Raw genomic sequence first — 19,456 nt, 5'->3', positions numbered from 1 at the left:
GCCAGCAACCGGGCCGGCGACGAGGAAGAAGTGACCGTGAACGAACTGGGCATCGAGACGACCGCCATCGACGGGCTGCTGGTCGTCCACCTGCCGGTGCACACCGACGCCCGCGGCTGGTTCAAGGAGAACTGGCAGCGCGCGAAGATGACCGCGCTGGGGCTGCCCGATTTCGGGCCGGTGCAGCAGAACATGTCGCACAACATCAGCCGGGGCGCGACCCGCGGCATCCACGCCGAACCGTGGGACAAGCTGGTCAGCCTGGCCACCGGGCGCATTTTCGGGGCCTGGGTCGACCTGCGTGAGGGCCCCAGTTTCGGCACCGTCGTCACCCTGGAGCTGGGCCCCGAGACGGCGGTGTTCGTGCCCCGCGGTGTCGGCAACTCCTACCAGGCCCTCGAGGACGCGACCACCTACGCCTACCTCGTCAACGAGCACTGGAGCGCCGCCGCCCGTGAGCACTACACCTACGCCAACCTGTTCGACCCCGCGCTGGGCATCGACTGGCCCATCCCTGCCGACCAGTGCGAGCTGTCGAGCGCCGACCAGCAGCACCCGCCGCTGGCCGAGGTCACCGCGATGCCCCCACGGCGCACCCTGGTCGTCGGCGCCAACGGCCAACTCGGACGAGCACTGCAGCGCCATCTGCCCCACGCTGTCGCGCTCGGCCACACCGACCTCGACATCACCGACGCCGCCGCCGTCGCCGGTTTCGACTTCAGCGGCTTCGACACGATCATCAACGCCGCCGCCCACACCGGTGTCGACCTGGCCGAAACACCCGACGGACGAGCGGCGGCCTGGGCCACCAACGCCACCGCCGTCGCCCACCTGGCCGCCGCCGCCCGCCGCCACCGGCTGCGGCTGGTGCACGTGTCCAGCGACTACGTCTTCGACGGCACCCACGAGGTGCACGACGAAACCGAGCCGCCCACCCCACTGGGGGTCTACGGACAGTCGAAGGCCGCCGGTGACCTGGCCGCCGCAGGGGTCGAGCAGCACTGGGTGGTGCGCACCAGCTGGGTGATCGGTGAGGGCCGCAACTTCGTCACCACCATGGCCGGGCTGGCCGCGCGGGGCATCAACCCACAGGTCGTCGATGACCAGTTCGGTCGGCTGACGTTCGCCGACGACCTGGCCGCCGGCATCGTGCACCTGCTCGACAGCGGCGCGGCCCCGGGCACCTACAACCTCACCAACTCCGGCCCGGTCCGCTCATGGGCGCAGCTCGCGGCCCGCATCTTCGAGCTTCGCGGACGAGACCCCGGCGACGTCACCCCGGTCAGCACCGAGACCTACGCCCAGGGCAAGGACCTGGCCCCACGCCCACGCCACAGCGCCCTGTCGCTGGACAAGATCACCGCCACCGGGTTCACCCCGGCCGCCGCCGACGAGCGCCTGGTGGCCTACCTGGCGGAACTGCCGTGACCCGCCGCATGGTGCTGCACGGCCTGGGCACCGCCGTCGCGCTCGAACTGGGCGACGGCAGCCAGGGCACTGAGGCCGACGAGGCACTGTGGAAAGAACTGGCCACCGCCTGGTCGCGCTGCCGCCTCGACGACACCGCACCGGTGGCCGACACCGTCACCGCTGCCCTGACGGCGCAGTCCCCCGACGAGCTGATGGTCTGGGTCACCCAGCGGGTCACCCAGGCCCTCATCGGGGCCCGCCGCGGCGAGCTGGTGATGTTCCACGCCGGTGGCCTCGCCCACCCGACGACCGGCGCCAGCCTGGTCTTCGTGGCCCCCGGCGGCACGGGCAAGTCGACGCTGGCCCGAGCCCTCGGCCAGCAGTACGGCTACCTGAGCGACGAGACCATCGGCCTGGACGCCGACGGGCTCATCCAGCCCTACCCCAAGCCGATCTCGCTGCGTCGTCCGGCCGGGGAGCCCGGCCCGAAGCGGGAACTGTCCCCCGACGCGCTGGGCCTGCTGCCCGCCCCGGGTGAACCCCGGCTGGCGCGCCTCGTGCTGCTGACCCGCGACCCGCAGGCCACCGGGTTGACCGTCGACGACCTTGACACGCTGGGGGCCATCGAGGCGCTGATCAACGAGACCTCGTCACTGAGCCAGGTGCCCCGGGCACTGCACAGGCTGGCCGACCTGCTGGCCATCGGCGGCGGTGCGCAACGCTGGACCTACCCCGACCACACCGAACTGCTGCCCGCGGTCGCCGACATCCTGGGGGCAGCATGACGACCCGCTACCGGCAGGGTGACAAACTCAACGACATGTTGGTCATCGACAACCAGGGCCTGGTGCTGACCGCCTCGCAACTGCTGCGCATCGGGCCCATCGGCATCACCGTGATCGAGGCCTGCGCGCAGCCGCGCACCCTGGCCGAACTGCGTGATGCCTGCGTGGCGGCCTTCGGCCCGGCCCCCGGGGGCAGCGCGGACGACCTGGTCGGTGACGCGGTGAACGCCCTGCTCGGCGTCGGCGTGCTGGCCGAGGAGCACCCATGAGGGCCCCGACGGTGCCGGTGCACCTGCTGACCCACCTGATGCACGCCTTCCTGCAGCGCGTGGCCGACGACCACGGCATCGACATCCTGCACATCAAGGGTCCGGCAGTGCACCCCGACCTGTGGCACCACGACGAGGCCGGCCCGGTGCCGCGGCGCTCGACCGATGCCGATGTGCTGGTGCGCCCGGTCGACGCGGAACGCTTCCTCGCCCACCTGGTCGCGGCCGGCTGCGAACAGCGCTCCAGGTTCACCACCGGGTCACCCTTCGAGCACGCCGCGAACATCTGGTCTGACCACCTGGGGCATGCCGACATCCACCTGTTCATGCCCGGCATCGAGGCCGACCCCGAGCTGGCCTTCGCCTCGCTGTGGGAACGACGCGACCACGAGCGGATCGCCCACCAGGGCTGCGCCACCCCCTCGGTGGACGACCAGCGGTTGGTGCTGCTGCTGCACGCCGGTCGCTCCGGTGGGGTGAACAACGCCGACAAGCGCAGGGTCTGGGACGAGGCCGACGACGTCGTCCGCGAACGGGTACGGCGACGCGCTGCCGAACTGGACGCGACCGTGGGGTTGGCGGCAGCGCTGGGCGAGTTGGACCAGTACCGCGACCACCCCAGCTACCGGCTGTGGCAGCAGTTCTCGACACCGGGCTCGCACACCCGCACCGACGAGTGGGTCGCCCGGTGGGAGGCTGCCCGCACCCCGCGGCAGAAGCTGTCGGTGCTGGTGCGTGCCACCCGGGTGAACACCGACCGGATGCGACTTGACCTGGGCCGTGAACCCACCCGCGCCGAGGTTCGTGCGGCCACCCGGGAGCGCTACCGGCTTGCCCTGGCCGAAGTGCGTGACCGGTTCGGGAAGGACCGGCGCTCATGAAGGCGAACCCGACCCGGGACTGCGCCTGGGTGCTCGACGAGTCCACCGGCACCGTCTATGCCATGCGGCTGCCCGGGGGTCACCCGATCGCCCTGGAGGGTTCCGCGGCGCTGATCTTCACCGACCTCGCCGAGGGCCTCGACCCGGTGGCCGAGGCAGTGGCCCGGTGGCCCGAGGAGGGTGACGAGGTCGCCCGGAGCACCCGCGCCTTCGTGGACGACCTGGTCAACGGCGGGTTGGTCGAGCTGGTCGACGATCCCGCCGGTGGGCCCGATGACCTCGACGAGCCGGGCACCCCCGCGCGACGAGCCACCCGGGGGCTGCCCGGCCCCGACCCGGCTCAGCCCGAGCCGGAGCCCTTCCGGGTGCTGTTCGTGTGCACCGCCAATGTCTGCCGCTCGGCCTATGCCGACGTGGTGGCGACCGCGGCCGGTGTGCCGGGGTTGGCCTTCTCATCCGCCGGCACCCACGGCTGGGCCGATGAGCTCATCGACCCGCCGATGGCCGCCGAACTGCCCGCCGGGGTCGACGCCTCGGCCCACCGCGGCAAGCAGGTCACCCGCGCCATGCTCGAGCAGGCCGACCTGGTGATCGCGATGGCGGCCCGGCACCGGGACTTCATCCAGGAGGAGTGGCCGGCACTCGCCCGCAAGAGCTTCGTCATGGGGCACGTGGCCCGCGAACTGGCCACCCTGCCCGACGGAGCCACCCGCGAACAGGTGGCCCAGCACCTGTGGCAGCGGCGCACCCAACACCCCGAGGACTCCGTGGCCGACCCCTACCGCCGCGGGCAGGAGGCGGCCAGGGCCTGCGCCACCAGGATCGATGCGGACCTCGGTGTCATACTGGAGCGACTGGCGACCGTACGGCTGGGAGGGCCCGATGAGTGACGACAGGCTGCCGTTCTTCGGGGATGAGCAGGGCCCCACGGACGAGCCGGGCGCCGACGCCCCCGACAGTGCGGACGCGAAGGCCCCAGACGAGACCGCCGCGGCGGCTGCCCCCGCCAAGCCCCGCCGCGGCCGCAAGCGCCTGCGGGACCGCTGGTTGCTGCTGACCGTGCTGGGCCTGATCACCGCCATGATCCTCGGGGTGGCCGGGGTCGGCGCCTACTACACCAAGTCGGCCCTTGACGGGATGAACCAGGTCAAGCGGGAACCGGGCCTCATCGACCTCAGCTACGAGGGGCGCCCGGCGGAGGTGCCGGTCGCCGAGGGTGAGAAGTACCCGCCGCTGAACATCGCCCTGATGGGCACCGACCAGCGCACCACCGCCGAGCGCGGACGCTCCGACGTGCTGATGATCCTGCACATCTCCGGCGACCGGAAGTCGGCCTACCTGATCTCGTTGCCGCGCGACTACTGGGTGCCGATCCCCGGCCATGGCACCGCCAAGATCAACGCCGCCTACTCGTGGGGTGGGGCGGCCTTGTCGGTCAAGACCGTCGAGCAGCTGCTGAACGTGCCGATCGACCACACCGCGCTGATCAACTTCGAGGGGTTCGTGAACGTCATCGACTCGATCGGTGGGGTGAGCGTGTACAACAACCACGCCTCCACCATCGACGGGGTGCACTTCCCCGAGGGGCAGGTCGAACTGAATGACGGCCAGACCGCGCTGCTGTTCGTCCGCAACCGCTACGGCTTGCCCAACCACGACTTCGACCGCACCCAGCGCCAGCGCGACGTGATCAAGGCGGTCGTCGAGAAGCTGCTCTCACGCGGCGTGCTGACCAGCCCCGAGACCTTCCGCGACGCGGTCACCTCGCTGGGCTCGAACTTCACCGTGGACGAGGGGCTCACCAACGAGAAGATCATCGAGCTCGGCATGCAGATGCGCATCACCAGTGGCTCCCAGATCCGCTCGATGATGGCGCCCTGGTCGGGATACGGCACCAGCCGCGACGGCCAGGCCTACGTGGAAGTCGACCAGGCCAAGATCAAGCTGCTCGCCGAAGCGCTGCGCAACGACACGATGGACACATACCAGCGCTGACAGGAACAGAATGGACGCAATGTCCGTTGTACCTGAAGGTTTGCTGAAACGGACTGGCGGGGGCGCACGCTCCCCCGTCTAGCGTGCCGCCCGTAACAGCGTTGGCCTTCGGGCCCCGGTGAACTGGACAGTGATGGACGAGATGACTGAAACCCCGAACCGTACCGGCGTGACCCGACGTCGACTCGTCCAGGGAGCCGCCTGGTCGGTGCCCGCGGTCGCCTTCGCCGGCACCGCGCCCGCGTTTGCGGTGTCGCCCTGCACCCCGACGGTCGACTTCGACCAGATGCGTCCGGGCACCCGTCCGACCACCATCACGTTCCTGCCCTCCGGCATGACGGCGACGCTGGCATTCTCGCGCTCGTGGAGCGGGGGTGGCGCCACCGGCGGGATGGGCGACACGGGCCTGGTCGCGGCCACCAACACCAACCCCTCCTGGAACTACGTCGAGATGGAGATGACGGGCGACCGCTCGGGGGGGTCGTACATCACGATGACCCTGACCTTCCCCAGCGCGGTGGAGGGCCTGAGCTTCGTGCTGCACGACATCGACCGCACCAGCTCGTGGCACGACACCGTCCAGGTCATGACCCCGGGCTTCACCTACGTGCGCGGCAGCAACATCCAGGGCACCGGGACTTGGAACGACCGATTCCGCCCAATCACCACGGGTGACACGCCGATCAGCTCCGGGCAGGGTGACCTGCGCCTGACCTGGCCCGGGTTGGTCACCCAGGTGCAGATTCGCTACGTCGCCGGCCAGCGGTTGACTGCCGCGAACCAGCACATCGGCCTGGGCGACATCAGCTACAACGACTGCGTCATGCCGGGCTCGGGCCAGCAGCGCCGGATGGCCGAGACCCGCCAGAAGGTGGAGCTGTCCACCGAGGCACCCGCCTTCCTTCCCGAGGACGGCGCGGAAGACCGCTGACACCCTGGCCAGGGCACCAGCAGGCACTGGCCCGGGCCGGCACCATACTGGTGGTCATGACCAACCCCACCGTTGACCTGGGCCCTGCACGTGTGGACCTCGGCCCGTACTCGGCCACCTCGCGCGGACGCACCATCCTCGCGATGATGTGGATCTGTGCCGGGCTCAGCGTGGTCCTGATCGGCTTCTCGCTGTACCTGGTGTGGCTGACCTGGCAGATCGGTCGGCACGGTTCGGTCCTGGCTGCCACCGGTCTGGTGCTGGTGCTCTCCATCTTCGTGCTGGTCCTGTCAGTGGTGGGCGCTCGACAAATGGGTGGCGCCACCCTCGCGCTGCACGACCATGGCCTGAGCCTGCGCCAGGCGTGGTTCGTGAACCGCCAGATCCCCTGGAGCTCGATCACCCACCTGGTCCCACCCGGGATGGGCTGGACGAGCCGCAATCGCTTCGAGATCGTCCAGGCCGACGGCCGCCGCACCGCCGTCACCCGGCTGGCGCTACCGAGCGAACGCGCCCCCGACGGCACCGTGGTCCACCACCCCGACGTGCAGGCCGTGCTCGACCACTACGCCCAGTGGCAGCACCGCCGGCCCCGCTGAGCACACCCACCCGGAGGATGTGCCCATGAGTGAGGAGCCTGGACTCCCCCTTCGGCATCCTCGGCCTCATCATGATCTTCGCCGGCGTCCTGCTGGTGGTCGTCTCGGTGGCCGCCACCGTCAACATCCACGAGCGTGGGTTGACCGTGCGCAGCAGCTTCTTCCAGACCACCGAGGTGCCCTGGCCCGAGGTGGACGAACTGCTGCCGGCGACCAGCAGCTTCAGCAGCTTCCGGATCGCCAAGAACGACGGCAGCACGGTGCTGGTCGACCGGCTGAGCATGAAGCCGGTGTTCAACAAACAGTTCGAGGCCAAGCCCCACAAGGACGTGGAGCTGGTGTTGAAGAACTTCGAGAACTGGAAGACCGCCGGCCGACCCTGAGCCTCAGCCCCAGGCCAACCCCAGCTCTTCAGCTTTGCGTTCCACCCCGCCGGTGAATCGTCCGCGGTTGAGCACGGCCCGCTGGTGGGTGCCGGTGGTGATCACGTCTCGTTCGTCGCGGGCGGTGACGTCCCACTCGACGACCCGCCCCTCGACCTTGGTGCAGGTGACCTCGACGGTGACCACCTGCCCGGGCACGGTGGCCGCGACGTGCGACACGTTGATGTGGGTGCCCACCGAGATCTCGTCGTCGCCGACGTGGCCGGCCTCGCTGAGGTGCTGCATGCAGGCCCACTCGAGCAGGCCGACCAGGTAGCCGGTGGCGAACACCTTCGGCATCTCGCCGAACAGCGCGGCCTCGGGGTACAGGTGCGGCACTGTGCGCTGCTCGGGCACGGTGTAGGTCATGGTGGAAGTGGAACCGACGTCGATCATGGGTCCGAGTCAACCACCCGCGCCCCGTTGACCGCAGCCGAACTTGGTCTTCGTGGCCATCGCGGCTTCGAGCTGACCAGCGCCTCCATCAGCGAAGACCTGGATGCCACCCGGTTGTCGGGCATGTCTCGCAAGATCTGGCAGGAGATCGCCCTGCTGCCGCAGAACCGCGGGCAGGTCAGCCCGCCCTCCTGAGCTTGCGCAGCAGCGGCTGCAGCACGTCTTCGAGTTCGGTGACCTGCAGCTTGCGCAGCCCGAACCAGGCAATGACCAGGAACAGCCCACCGCCGACGACCAGCTGCAGCAGGGCCACCGGGACGCCGCTGCCGAGTCGTCCGATGCCCCACGAGGCGACGAAGGCGACCAGGCCGGCGACCGCCGAAGCGGCACCCAGCCGCGCGTAGAGCGAGGCGACCGGGCGCAGTTCCAGGCCACCCAGCTGTCGGCGGGCCACCAGCAGGAAGACCACGGCTGTGACGATGTTGGCGATGGACTGCGCCAACCCGATGGTGACCACGGCCCACCGGGCGGGCACCACGAAGGCCAGCATCGCGATGGCGACCTGGAGGCCGGTCAGCAGGCCCTGCAGCCACAGGTTGGTCCGGCCGTCCTCCCGGGCGAAGCAGTAGCGCTGCTGCAGGGTGGTGATGCCGAAGGCCATCACACCCAGCGACATCGCTGCCAGGATCCAGGCGACGGCGACGTGGTCGGTGCCGCGGGCCGGCAGCAGCACCCGGATGATCGGGTAGCTCAGTGCGATCATCGCCGCGCTCATCGGGATCACGGCCACCGCCGGCATGCTCAGCGAGCGGGTCAGCAGCTCGCGCATGCGCCCGAGCGCACCGTCGTGGTGGGCGCGGCTCAGCGCGGGGAACATCGCGGTCAGGATCGAGACCGTGACGAACGAGTGCGGCAGCATGAAGATCTGGAAGGCCTGCGAATGGGCCAGTACCGAGGGCACGTTCGGGTCGTTGCCACGCACGGTGGTCATCACCTGCTGGACGATGAAGCCGCCGATCTGGGCCACCACCAGCGCGGTGAAGGTCCACCCGAGGATCTTCGAGGCGCTGCCCAGGCCGTGGCCGCGGAGGTCGAAGCGGGGGGTCCAGCGGAACCCGCCGCGCCACAGCGGGATGATCAGCGACAGGCCCTGCACGGCGATGCCGAGGGTGGCCGACAGGCCCAGCAGCCACATCATCGCCGGGGTGAAGACCGACTCGGGGCCCTGCGCGCCCCAGCCGACCAGGAACCACACCAGCCCCGCGATCTGGACGACGTTGGCCAGCGCCGGGGCCCACATGAACGCTGCGAACTGGCCGCGGCTGTTCAGTACCTGCCCCAGCACGGTGTACAGGCCGTAGAAGGCGATCTGCGGCAGGCACAGGTAGGCGAAGAAGACCGCCGCGTCGTAGGCCTCGGGTGGCAGGTTGGAGGTGAGCCGCACCAGCAGCGGGGCGGCCACGGTGGCCGCGGCGGCGGTGACGACCACCAGCACCAGTGAGACGGTCAGCAGGCGGTCGATGTAGTCCTTGCCGCCGTCGGAGCGCTTCATCGCCTTGGTGATCTGCGGCACCAGCACCGCGTTCAGCACACCGGCCGACAGCAGGATGTAGACGTAGTTCGGCAGGGTGTTGGCAACCGTGAAGGCGTCGCCGATCACCGAGACGCCGAAGGCGGCGGCCAGCAGCGCGGTGCGGACCATGCCCAGCAGCCGCGAGACCAGGGTGCCGGAGGCCATCAGCGCCGAGTTCTTGGCGACGGTCGCGGCCTCACCGGTGGAGGTGACGTCGACCGCGCCGGTCCCGGCCCGGGCAGCGGCGGCCTTCTCCCGGCTGATCCGGTCGAGTTCCTCCTGGGTGATCCGGGGCCGGATGACGGTCTCGAGCCGCGCCTCCGGGTCCTCGGGTTCGGGCTCAGGTTCCGGTTCGGGCTCGGGTTCGGGCTCCGGGAGGTAGTGGTCGTCCTCGTCCTCGGGCCCCCCGGGGCCCTCGACCCAGCTGGCCAGCACGGGGTCACGCCGGGGTGGGGCGCCGCCGAAGAAGTCGTTCAGGCTGACGTAGAGGGTGCTGGTGACCTGGGTGTCGTCGGGTTCCCAGTCGTCCGGCTCGGGGGCGCGGACCGATGGTGCGGGCGCGACCGGTTCAGGGATGACCGGTTCGGGGGCCGGGGACTCAGGCGCCGGGGAGTCAGGGTGCGGGGACTCGGGGTCCGTTGCGGCCCGGCGGGCGCGGCGGGGCGGTGTGGCGGGGGGCGTCGGGGGCGCAGGCTGGTCGTCCCGGAACAGGTTGGACGGGATCGGCGCCGAGGATGCCGACCATGACTCGTCGTCGTGGAGGTCGTCGGGGAGCCCACGCGCCGGGGTGCCATCCTGACCTCGGATGGCACGTCCCGGTCGACGGGGGTGCTCGGTCACCGCAGCCTCAGCGTCCGGTCCCGGCGTAGACCACGGCCTCACCGTCGGCGTCAAGGCCGAAGGCGGTGTGCGCCGCGCGGACGGCGTCGTCGACCTGCTGGGCGTCGACGACCACCGAGATGCGGATCTCGGAGGTCGAGATCATGCCGATGTTGACCCCGGCCCCGGCCAGCGCGCTGAAGAAGGTGGCGGTGACCCCGGGGTGGGAACGCATGCCGACACCGACCACCGACACCTTGCCGATCTGGTCGTCGTAGAGCACGTCCTCGAAACCGACCGCCACCTGCACCTCGCGCAGCGCGTCGATGGCCTTGCGCCCATCGGCCATCGGCAGGGTGAAGGAGATGTCGGTGCGGTTGCTGTCGACGTGTGAGACGTTCTGGACGATCATGTCGACGTTGATGTCGGCCTCGGCGATGGCCTGGAAGATCCTGGAGGCGACACCGACGGTGTCGGGCACCCCGATCACGGTGATCTTGGCCTCGCTGCGATCGTGGGCGACGCCCGAGATGATGGCCTCTTCCATGGCCGTTCCTTCCATGTCGTTGATGTCCTTGACCCAGGTGCCGGGCTTGTCGGAGAAGCTGGAACGCACGTGCACCGGCACATTCTCACGGCGCGCGTACTCGACGCAGCGAAGGTGCAGGATCTTGGCGCCATTGGCCGCCATCTCGAGCATTTCCTCGTAGCTGATCTCGGGAATCCGGCGGGCGCCGGGCACGATCCGCGGGTCGGCGGTGAAGACCCCGTCGACGTCGGAGTAGATCTCGCAGTAGGCGGCATCCAGCGCATCGGCCAGCGCCACCGCGGTGGTGTCGGAGGCGCCACGGCCCAGGGTGGTCACGTCCTTGGTGTCCTGCGAGACGCCCTGGAAGCCGGCCACGATGACGATGCTGCCCTCGGACAGCGCGGTGCTGATGCGCCCGGGGGTGATGTCGATGATGCGGGCATTGCCGTGGGTGCCGGTGGTGATCACCCCGGCCTGCGAGCCGGTGTAGCTCTTGGCCTCGGCGCCCAGGTCGGCCAGGGCCATCGCCAGCAGTGCGGCCGACTGGCGCTCACCGGTGGTGAGCAGCATGTCGAGTTCGCGGGGGGCGGGCTGCGGTGAGACCTGCAGGGCCAGGTCCATCAGTTCGTCGGTGGTGTCACCCATGGCCGAGATGACGATGACGACCTCGTTGCCCTCCTGCCTGGCGCGCAGCACCCGACGGGCGACCCGCTTGATCGAGTCGGCATCCGCCACCGACGATCCGCCGAACTTCATCACGATTCGGGCCATGTCCACCTTCCTCACTGCTTGGCCGCACCGGGCGGCCGGGCCGGACCAGGTAGGAACGGCACCCCATGAGTGTAGTGAACCAGCCGTCGCCGCGCGGCACGGACAACCTCGTCCGACTAGTCTGGTCGCCATGAGTGTGCCGACGCCACCGAAGCGGATCGGTGATGCAGAGCGCGACGAGGCCGTCGCACAGCTGCAGGAACACCATGCCGCGGGCCGGTTGGACGGCGACGAGTTCGAGGAACGGATGACCCGCGCCCTCGGGGCGAAAACCATCGACGACCTCAAGCCGCTGTTCGCCGACCTGCCCCGACCGGAGTCGTCCCCGACCGCTGACGCGCTCGTCCCGGCCGCGAACAGCACCCCGGACGATGCCGGCTCCCACGACGGGCCGGTACTGCCGGCCGGCGAACCCTGGTGGCTGTCGGCGATGCGGTTGGTCGGCTGGGCCATCATCCCGGTCGGGCTGGTGCTGATGATCCTGGGGGTGAGCTGGGCGGTGTTCTTCGCCGGCCTGTTCCTGGCGCCGGGGATCAACGCTGCCGCCGAGGCGATCGCGCGCCGCAATCGCGAGAACCAGAAACTGTTGCAACAGCAGAACCAACGAAAGGAACTGTGGTGACCACTCCCCTGCGCTGGGGCATCGCCGGAACCGGTCGCATCGTCGACACCGTGCTGGGTGACCTGAAGCTGATCCCCGACGAGGTGCACCTGCAAGCCATCGCCTCCCGCACCCAGGAACGGGCAGATAAGCTGGCCGCCGAGCACGGGTTCACCACGGCCCACGGCTCCTACCAGGCGCTGGTCGACGACCCGGACGTCGATGCGATCTACATCGGCACCACCCACCCGCGGCACAAGTCGATCGCGCTGGCCGCCATCGCCGCCGGCAAGCCGCTGCTGGTCGAGAAGGCCTTCACCGCGACCCATGCCGGTGCCGTCGAGGTGGTCGAGGCGGCCCGGGCGGCGGGGGTCTTCGTGATGGAGGCGATGTGGACCCGCTTCCAGCCGGCCGTCAAGGCCTTGCACGAGGTGGTTGCCGGCGGTGAGTTGGGTGAGATCCGTTCGGTGCAGGGTGACCTGTGCGCCTTCCGCGCCTATGACCCCGACGACCGCATTTTCGACCTGGCCGAGGGCGGCGGCACCGTGCTCGACCTGGGTGTCTACCCGCTGAGCTTCGCGCAGGACTTCCTGGGCAACGCAACCGGCCTGACCCTGCACGGCACCACCTTCGAGAACGGGGCCGACGCCGAGCTGGGCATGCTGCTGACCTACGACGAGGGCCGGTTCTCGACCCTCGCGGCCGCACTGCGCACGCCGGGCCCCGGCCGCATGGTCGTGCTCGGGACGAAGGGCTGGGCGGAGGTGCCGCCGCGCTTCCACCACCCGGCCTCGGTGATCATCCACCCGCTGGGTGCGCAGTCCCGCGAGATCGTCCCGGAGGTGGTCGGGCGCGGCTACGGCTACGAGTTCGAAGAGGTCAACCGCTGCCTGCGCGCCGGGCTGGCCGAGAGCGAGTTCATGACCCTGGACGACACCCTCGAGGTGATGAAGCTGATGCAGCAGGTCATTGACCAGCTCGGGGTGCCGGTGAGCGAGAACGACGACCCGCTGGGCTGATCGTGCTGGGCTGATCGTGCTGGGCTGATTGTCCGGGGGTTCCTGAGAGGTTGCCGAGAGATTCTTTGCCCAATCCGCCCGCGGGACTCTTGACCTAGGTAACTTCTCCTTCACTTCCAGCTCTCAAGTGAAGGAATCCCCCGTCATGACCAGACCATCCCCTCGTCTGTCGCTGCGGCTTGCAGCCGGCGCTGCGGCTGCGGCGATGTTGTGCGCGAGCCTGGGCACCCCGGCCCAGGCCGACACCAACCTCGGAAAACTGTCCGACTACGTCAAGAACCTCAAGTCCGAGGCGGGCACCAGCGCCGTCCCCAACAAGTGGTTCGTCCAGGTGTCCGGTGCCCCCACCGATGACGGCGGCAACGCCGCCACGGCCCGGAACAACCGCGACTCGGTGATCCGCAACGCCAAGAGCCGCGGCCTGAAGATCGAGGTGACCCGTCAGTACGACACCTCGTTCAACGGCCTGACCATCAACGCCTCCGACGCCTCGGTTGCTGAACTGCTCAGCATCCCCGGCGTCGAGAAGGTCTTCCCCGTCGTGCAGGTGCATCGTCCGGTCGTCAAGGGTGGCGGCACCGAGCCGAACATGGTCGCCGCGCTGAACCTGTCGGGCGCCTCGGTCGCGCAGAACGAGCTCGGCCTGACCGGCCAGGGCATCAAGATCGGCATCCTCGACACCGGCATCGACATCGACCACCCCGACTTCGGCGGCAACGGGACGAACGGCTCAACCCGGTTCCCGACCAAGAAGGTCACCCACGGCTACGACTTCGTCGGGGACGACTACGACGCCTCGGTGCCCGGCGCCCGCCCGGTGCCCGACCAGAACCCCGATGACTGCGAGGGCCACGGCACCCACGTCGCCGGTATCGCCTCCGCCGATGGCAACACCGCTGCCAACGGCATCAAGGGCGTCGCCCCCAAGGCCACCCTGGGCGCCTACCGCGTCTTCGGCTGCGAGGGTTCCACCGATTCGGACATCATCCTCGCCGCGCTGGAGCAGGCCGGCAAGGACAAGATGAACGTGGTCAACATGTCGCTCGGCTTCTCGTACATGAGCTGGCCCGACTACCCGACCGCCCAGGCCGCCGACCGGCTGCACAAGAAGGGCGTCGTGGTCGTCGCCTCGGCCGGCAACGAGGGCGCCGGTGGCCTGTTCTCCACCGGTGCACCCAGCGTGGCGAACACCGCCATCAGCGTGGCGAGCTTCGAGAACTCCCTGATCACCCAGAACGTGTTCCGCACCTCCGACGGGCGGACGACCGGCTACGTCAACGCGTCGGGTGCACCGATTGCCCCGAAGTCGGGCACGTTGACGCTCAACGTGCCCAACCCGCTGCTCGCCTGCGCCCCGCTGCCACCTGTGGCCCGCGACACGGTGCTGCTGATCCAGCGCGGCACCTGCAGCTTCCATGAGAAGGCCCTGGCCGCCCAGCAGGCCGGTGCGGCTGCCGTGGTGTTGTTCAACAACGCCCCCGGCACCATCAACCCGACCGTCGAAGGGGACAGGCCCATCACCATTCCCGTGGTGATGATCTCGCAGGCTGACGGCGAGGCCCTGGCGGCTGCTGCCGGCGCCGGCAATGTCACCCTGACCTGGACCGCGGATGTCGCCTCGACGCCCAACGCCGAGGCCGGCCTGATCTCGGACTTCTCGAGCTGGGGCCTGGCGGCCGACCTGACCCTGAAGCCTGACCTGGGTGCCCCCGGCGGCAACATCTGGTCGACCGTGCCGCTCGAGAAGGGTGGCCACGCCTCCAACTCGGGCACCTCCATGTCGGCCCCGCACGTTGCCGGTGTCGTCGCCCTGCTGCTGCAGGCTCGTCCCGATCTGAGGAAGAAGCCGACCGAGGTGCGCGAACTGCTGCAGAACACCGCCACCCCGGCGACCTTCAGCGACATCCCCGGCGCCGGCACCGAGCTGGTGGCCCGTCAGGGCGCTGGCATGGTCAACATCCTGCGGGCGGCCACCACCCGCCAGTCGGTGACCCCGGGCAAGATCAGCCTGGGTGAGGCCGGCAAGCGGCCGGTGACCACCACCCTGACCATCGAGAACGATGCACCCTTCGCGGTGACCTACACCATCAGCAACCACGACGCCATCGGTGCCATCGTGCCGTCGAACCCGGAGTTCTACCTCGCCCCGGCCACGTTCTCGACCAACAAGACCACGGTCAAGGTCAAGGCGCGCGGGTCGGCCAAGGTCAAGGTGACCATCTCTGCCCCCGAGGGAGCACCGGATGGCTACATCTACGGCGGCTACGTCACCATCACCGGTGACAATGGTTCGACGCTGCGGGTGCCCTACGCGGGCATGGCCGGCGACTACCAGGCCGTGCAGGCGATGGATCCGTTCGGCCTGTGCTACCTCGACGGTGACACCTACCGCGCCGCCGCCCCGGGCCACAACTTCACCATGCAGGGCACCAACATCCCCTACGTGCTGTTCCACCTGGAGTACCCGGTGCAGCAGATGGAGCTGTGGGCCTACAAGGCCAACGCTGACGGTTCCAAGGGAGCCCTGCTCAGCCCGCAGGCCGTGGTCCAGACCGGCAATGCCGGGCGTGACAACAGCTACTCCGGCCTCGGCTGGGATGGCACCTACCGGGTGAACAAGAAGAAGAACAGCCCGGTGGCCAATGCCCCTGCGGGGTCCTACATCCTCGAGGTGAAGGTGCTGAAGGCGCTCGGCAATGCCAAGGACGCCTCCCACTGGGAGAGCTTCTCGACCGTTCCGTTCACCATCGGCAGCGCCGGCAAGGTTGACCCGAGCAGCACCAAGGTTGACCTGAAGGTTGACCCGAACGCGAAGGCGGTGGTCAAGCCGCGCAGCTGATCGCCACCCCCTCCTCAACCGCCGGGCGCCGGTGGTGGGACCCCAGCCAGGGCCCACCGCCGGCGCCCGTGGCGTGTCTGCGGCCGCGGTCAGCCCAGCAGTGTGCATCGACTGGGCTCGGACCGGCTCCGGTGGCGGGTTCGGGCCCGGTCGATGCATATTGCTGGGTGCATGCAAGGATCAAGGGGTGCTCAGCGACGACCAGATTCTGCAGATGACCCTCAAGGCGATCACTCCCGCGAGCGCCGCGGCGGTGGCCCGGGCGGCCGAACTGCACACCCAGCTGACCAAACCACCCGGCAGCCTCGGTGTGCTCGAGGGGCTCGGCGGGAAACTGGCCGGCATCGCGGATGCCTGCCCGCCGCCACTGCCCACCCCCGCAACGATCGGTGTGTTCGCCGGTGACCACGGGGTCTGCGCGCAGGGTGTCACCCCCTGGCCGCAGGAGGTGACCGTGCAGATGCTGATGAACATGGCCCAGGGTGGGGCCGCCATCAACGTGCTGGCCCGCCAGCTGGGGGCACGGGTGGTCATCACCGATGTGGGGGTGGCCACCGACCACCCCGCCCATGACGCCATCCGCGACGGCAATGTCCGTCGGGGCACGGCCGATTTCACGGTGGGGCCGGCGATGACACTCGACCAGGCCCGTTCAGCGGTCGCCATCGGCATCCGGACCGCCGAACAGGCCATCAGCGAGGGGGCCCGCTGTCTGTTGACCGGCGAGATGGGCATCGGCAACACCACCCCCAGCAGCGCCCTGGTCGCGGTGTTCACCGGAACCGACCCAGCGGCGGTGATCGGCCGGGGCGCCGGCGCCGACGAGGCCATGGTCGCCACCAAGACCCGGGTGGTGACCGAGGCGCTGGCGCTGCACCAGCCGGACCCGGCCGACCCACTGGCCGTACTGGCGGCCATCGGCGGGTTGGAGCATGCGGCCCTGGCCGGGTTCATCCTGGCCGGTGCCGCGCACCGGGTGCCGGTGGTGCTCGACGGGCTGATCGCCTGTTCGGCCGCCTGTGCCGCCGTGGCCTGGTCGCCGAGCGTGCGCGACTACCTCGTCTCGGGGCATGCCGGCGCCGAACCGGGCATCACGGTGGCCCTGGCCCACCTGGGCCTGCAGCCGCTGGTCGACCTCGGCCTGCGCCTGGGTGAGGGCACCGGTGCGGTGCTGGCGCTGCCGCTGGTCGAGGCCGCCGCCCGGGTGATGCACGAGATGGCCACCTTCTCCTCTGCCGGGGTCTCGGGTGGGGGCGAGGGCCCCGCCCACACTGCTGCCCCAGCGGCAGCAGTGCCGAGCGAGCGCCCCAAGACCACCCTCGTCCTCGGCGGCGCCCGGTCGGGGAAGTCGCACTGGGCCGAGCAGCAGCTGGCCGACGCCCCGGCCGTGGACTACGTCGCCACCTCCCAACCGCGACCCGAGGACCCCGAGTGGGTGGCCCGCGTCCAGGCCCACCGCAATCGTCGTCCCCAGCACTGGCAGACCATCGAAACCCTCGACCTGGTCGACGTGCTCGCCCGCCCCGGCCGGGTGCCCGTGCTGGTCGACTGCCTGACCCTGTGGCTCACCCACCAGTTCGACGCCCTGGGCGCCTGGGACCGGCCCGAACCCGAGTGGCGCCCGGCCCTCGACCGGGCACTCGACGCGCTCGTCGAGGCCGTCGCCGACACCGGCCGCCGGGTGCTGCTGGTCAGCAACGAGGTCGGGTCGGGGGTGGTGCCGCCCACCCCCAGCGGGCGCCTGTTCCAGGACGAACTCGGACGACTCAACTCCCGGGTGGCGGCCCGGTGCGACCACGTGGTGCTGTGCACCGCCGGCATCCCCCAGCAGCTGAAATGAGCAACCGCGAACCCAACCCGCTGCACGCGGCGCTCGGGTTGTTCACCACCATCCCGGTGCCGCCCATTGCCGAGGTGACCCCACGCACCGCCCGCCGCGCCATGACTGCCTTCCCGGTGGTCGGGCTGCTGCTCGGCCTGCCCGCCGCAGCGGTGCTGGCCCTGGCCGACTGGCTCGGCCTGCCGTGGCTCGGGGCCGTGCTCGCCATCGCCGTGCTGGCCTGGTTCACCGGCGGACTGCACCTCGACGGCGTCGCCGACACCGCCGACGGCCTGGCGTCCCGCAGGGACGCCGAGGCCGCACTGGCGATCATGAAACGCTCCGACATCGGGCCGATGGGGGTGATCACCCTGCTGCTGGTGCTGCTCGGTGACATCGCCGCCCTGGTCGGCCTGGCCGGGCTCAGCAGCAGCGTGCTGCTGGCACCGGCCGCGCTGGTGGTGGCGGCGACCACCGGCCGGGTGGGGGTGGTCTGGGGTGCCACCACCGGTGGCCCCACTGCCCGCCCGGGTGGGTTCGGGGCCCTGTTCGCCGACGCCGGCAGCGTGCCGACCGCACTGGCCCACTCGGTGGCGTTGACCCTGCTCGCCGCCGCGCTCGGGTGGTTGACCGGCGGGCTGAGCGCCGCCCTGGTGCTGCCCGCAGCCGTCATCGCCGCCCACGTGGTCGCACACTTCTGGCAGCGGCACCTGATGGCCCGGCTGGGCGGTCACACCGGCGACACCTTCGGGTCACTGGTGGAGCTGACCCAGGTCGCGGTGCTGGTCACCGCCGCCCTGGGGCTCGGGCTTGCCACCAGGCTCTGAGGACGCCAGCACACCGCCGGCAGCGGGTGTGAACTCCCCCGTGGTCAGGTCGAACCGCCCCTCCAACGCCAACGGGCCGGAGATGTCGTCGGTGTCATAGCGCAGCAACGCCAACTCCCGCACCACCCACTGCCCCGACCAGGCCAGGCCGGCCAACTGCGCACGCACGTCGTCCAGTCGAACCCGGTGGGCATACTGGCCCACGGTCAGGTGTGGCCGGTAGGTCATCGACCCGTCGTCCCCGGGGCTCGGCAGGGCCTCGTGGGCCCGGTGCAGCCAATCGGCGCCCAGGGCCAGGTAGGGCACCATCGGGAAGGTGTCCCAGCCCTGCGCCACCACGGTGACCGGGCCGTCGGCCAGACCTCGAAGGCACGCCAGGTCAGCAGCCAGGGCCGCACCGTCATAGCCCGCCAACCCGGGGGCGGCCATCAACCCCGCATACCGGACGGTGATGTGCGGCTGGCGGCGGTAGTCGGGCAGCAGCAGCCCACCCAACCGGCGCCTCGCCACATCCGTCAACCCGCCTGCCGGGTCACCCAGCTCACAGGCCCACACCAGCGCATGGGGTCGTCCGCCGTGCCAGCCGGGGTCGACCGGCAGGTGGGGGATCGTCCACTCGTCCACCCCGGCAGGCTACCGGGGACTACCGTGGACCCATGAGTGAGCACAACCAGTCCATCGTCCGCGACGACGCGCGCCACCGCTACATCCTCAGCGCCGACGGCGTCGAGGCCGGCTACATCGAGTTCCACGAGGCCGACGGGGTCATCGACATGCCCCACACGATCGTGGACGAAGCCTTCGGTGGCCGCGGCTACGGCAAGGACCTGGCCAGGTTCGCCTTCGACGACGCCCGGGAGCGCGGCCTGAAGGTGAAGCCGACCTGCCCCTTCCTGGACCGGTTCATGCAGAAGACCCCGGAGTACCAGGACCTGCGCGCCTGAATACTGCTGCCTGCCTCAGTTCGGTGC

Annotated in this window: 20 protein-coding genes; 16 read left to right on the top strand and 4 right to left on the bottom strand. The window is 70.1% G+C overall.

The window, feature by feature from the left end:
- The first annotated feature begins 36 nt into the window (after positions 1–36).
- The 9 genes from ACQE3C_RS11970 (at position 37) to ACQE3C_RS11930 (ending at position 7,253) form a co-directional block, all read left to right on the top strand.
- On the top strand, positions 37–1,428 hold the full coding sequence (locus tag ACQE3C_RS11970; RefSeq protein ID WP_434539410.1) for a sugar nucleotide-binding protein: 1,392 nt from the start codon (positions 37–39) through the stop codon (positions 1,426–1,428).
- Positions 1,425–2,195: an ATP-binding protein gene (locus ACQE3C_RS11965; RefSeq protein ID WP_434539409.1), complete on the top strand. Its 771-nt coding sequence runs from the start codon at positions 1,425–1,427 to the stop codon at positions 2,193–2,195. The genes ACQE3C_RS11970 and ACQE3C_RS11965 overlap by 4 nt, the downstream gene beginning before the upstream one ends.
- Entirely contained in the window at positions 2,192–2,464 is a 273-nt protein-coding gene (locus ACQE3C_RS11960; RefSeq protein ID WP_434539408.1) for a hypothetical protein, read from the top strand. The genes ACQE3C_RS11965 and ACQE3C_RS11960 overlap by 4 nt, the downstream gene beginning before the upstream one ends.
- Positions 2,461–3,345 carry a nucleotidyltransferase family protein gene (locus ACQE3C_RS11955; protein WP_434539407.1) on the top strand — a complete coding sequence of 295 codons (885 nt, stop codon included), beginning with the start codon at positions 2,461–2,463 and terminating at the stop codon, positions 3,343–3,345. The genes ACQE3C_RS11960 and ACQE3C_RS11955 overlap by 4 nt, the downstream gene beginning before the upstream one ends.
- Positions 3,342–4,235, top strand: coding sequence for a hypothetical protein (locus ACQE3C_RS11950; protein WP_434539406.1), 894 nt, complete (start codon positions 3,342–3,344; stop codon positions 4,233–4,235). The genes ACQE3C_RS11955 and ACQE3C_RS11950 overlap by 4 nt, the downstream gene beginning before the upstream one ends.
- Complete coding sequence (locus ACQE3C_RS11945) at positions 4,228–5,340, top strand: LCP family protein (protein ID WP_434539405.1); 1,113 nt, start codon at positions 4,228–4,230, stop codon at positions 5,338–5,340. The genes ACQE3C_RS11950 and ACQE3C_RS11945 overlap by 8 nt, the downstream gene beginning before the upstream one ends.
- Before the next feature lie 142 nt (positions 5,341–5,482).
- Positions 5,483–6,271, top strand: a complete 789-nt coding sequence (locus ACQE3C_RS11940) for a hypothetical protein (protein WP_434539404.1) — start codon at positions 5,483–5,485, stop codon at positions 6,269–6,271.
- 56 nt (positions 6,272–6,327) lie between these two features.
- On the top strand, positions 6,328–6,870 hold the full coding sequence (locus tag ACQE3C_RS11935; RefSeq protein WP_434539403.1) for a hypothetical protein: 543 nt from the start codon (positions 6,328–6,330) through the stop codon (positions 6,868–6,870).
- Positions 6,871–6,899: 29 nt separating this feature from the next.
- Positions 6,900–7,253: a hypothetical protein gene (locus tag ACQE3C_RS11930; RefSeq protein WP_434539402.1), complete on the top strand. Its 354-nt coding sequence runs from the start codon at positions 6,900–6,902 to the stop codon at positions 7,251–7,253.
- Between the two features lie 3 nt (positions 7,254–7,256).
- Here ACQE3C_RS11930 and ACQE3C_RS11925 read toward each other — a convergent pair whose 3' ends face one another.
- Positions 7,257–7,688, bottom strand: coding sequence for a thioesterase family protein (locus ACQE3C_RS11925; protein ID WP_434539401.1), 432 nt, complete (start codon positions 7,686–7,688; stop codon positions 7,257–7,259).
- 27 nt (positions 7,689–7,715) lie between these two features.
- On the opposite strand from ACQE3C_RS11925, the gene ACQE3C_RS11920 reads away from it, so the two are divergent.
- The gene (locus tag ACQE3C_RS11920) at positions 7,716–7,883 is read left to right on the top strand and encodes a hypothetical protein (protein ID WP_434539400.1); all 168 of its coding nucleotides are present in this window, start codon (positions 7,716–7,718) and stop codon (positions 7,881–7,883) included.
- Here the strand turns inward: ACQE3C_RS11920 and murJ are convergent.
- Entirely contained in the window at positions 7,867–10,101 is a 2,235-nt protein-coding gene (murJ, locus tag ACQE3C_RS11915) for a murein biosynthesis integral membrane protein MurJ (protein WP_434539399.1), read from the bottom strand. The two genes, ACQE3C_RS11920 and murJ, sit on opposite strands and share 17 nt — an antisense overlap.
- A 7-nt stretch (positions 10,102–10,108) precedes the next feature.
- The gene (locus tag ACQE3C_RS11910) at positions 10,109–11,380 is read right to left on the bottom strand and encodes an aspartate kinase (protein WP_434539398.1); all 1,272 of its coding nucleotides are present in this window, start codon (positions 11,378–11,380) and stop codon (positions 10,109–10,111) included.
- A 130-nt stretch (positions 11,381–11,510) separates the two neighbouring features.
- Here ACQE3C_RS11910 and ACQE3C_RS11905 point away from each other — a divergent pair, with 130 nt between their 5' ends.
- The 5 genes from ACQE3C_RS11905 to cobS all read left to right on the top strand — a co-directional run bounded on the left by ACQE3C_RS11905 (position 11,511) and on the right by cobS (position 18,485).
- On the top strand, positions 11,511–12,002 hold the full coding sequence (locus ACQE3C_RS11905) for a DUF1707 SHOCT-like domain-containing protein (RefSeq protein WP_434539397.1): 492 nt from the start codon (positions 11,511–11,513) through the stop codon (positions 12,000–12,002).
- Positions 11,999–13,000, top strand: a complete 1,002-nt coding sequence (locus tag ACQE3C_RS11900; RefSeq protein WP_434539396.1) for a Gfo/Idh/MocA family protein — start codon at positions 11,999–12,001, stop codon at positions 12,998–13,000. The genes ACQE3C_RS11905 and ACQE3C_RS11900 overlap by 4 nt, the downstream gene beginning before the upstream one ends.
- A 145-nt stretch (positions 13,001–13,145) precedes the next feature.
- Positions 13,146–15,839 carry a S8 family serine peptidase gene (locus ACQE3C_RS11895; RefSeq protein ID WP_434539395.1) on the top strand — a complete coding sequence of 898 codons (2,694 nt, stop codon included), beginning with the start codon at positions 13,146–13,148 and terminating at the stop codon, positions 15,837–15,839.
- A 214-nt stretch (positions 15,840–16,053) separates the two neighbouring features.
- Complete coding sequence (gene cobT, locus ACQE3C_RS11890) at positions 16,054–17,679, top strand: nicotinate-nucleotide--dimethylbenzimidazole phosphoribosyltransferase (RefSeq protein ID WP_434539456.1); 1,626 nt, start codon at positions 16,054–16,056, stop codon at positions 17,677–17,679.
- Positions 17,676–18,485: an adenosylcobinamide-GDP ribazoletransferase gene (cobS, locus tag ACQE3C_RS11885; protein WP_434539394.1), complete on the top strand. Its 810-nt coding sequence runs from the start codon at positions 17,676–17,678 to the stop codon at positions 18,483–18,485. Before cobT ends, cobS begins: the two co-directional genes overlap by 4 nt.
- Here the strand turns inward: cobS and ACQE3C_RS11880 are convergent.
- Entirely contained in the window at positions 18,411–19,109 is a 699-nt protein-coding gene (locus tag ACQE3C_RS11880; RefSeq protein WP_434539393.1) for a 2'-5' RNA ligase family protein, read from the bottom strand. The genes cobS and ACQE3C_RS11880 overlap by 75 nt on opposite strands.
- A 32-nt stretch (positions 19,110–19,141) precedes the next feature.
- Here ACQE3C_RS11880 and ACQE3C_RS11875 point away from each other — a divergent pair, with 32 nt between their 5' ends.
- Positions 19,142–19,429 carry a GNAT family N-acetyltransferase gene (locus ACQE3C_RS11875; protein WP_434539392.1) on the top strand — a complete coding sequence of 96 codons (288 nt, stop codon included), beginning with the start codon at positions 19,142–19,144 and terminating at the stop codon, positions 19,427–19,429.
- Positions 19,430–19,456: the final 27 nt, after the last annotated feature.

It is taken from the genome of Aestuariimicrobium sp. Y1814, assembly GCF_050113895.1.
In the GTDB taxonomy this organism is placed as follows: domain Bacteria; phylum Actinomycetota; class Actinomycetes; order Propionibacteriales; family Propionibacteriaceae; genus Aestuariimicrobium.
Note: the sequence above shows the minus strand (reverse complement) of the source record. Positions and strands in the feature narration are given on the sequence as shown.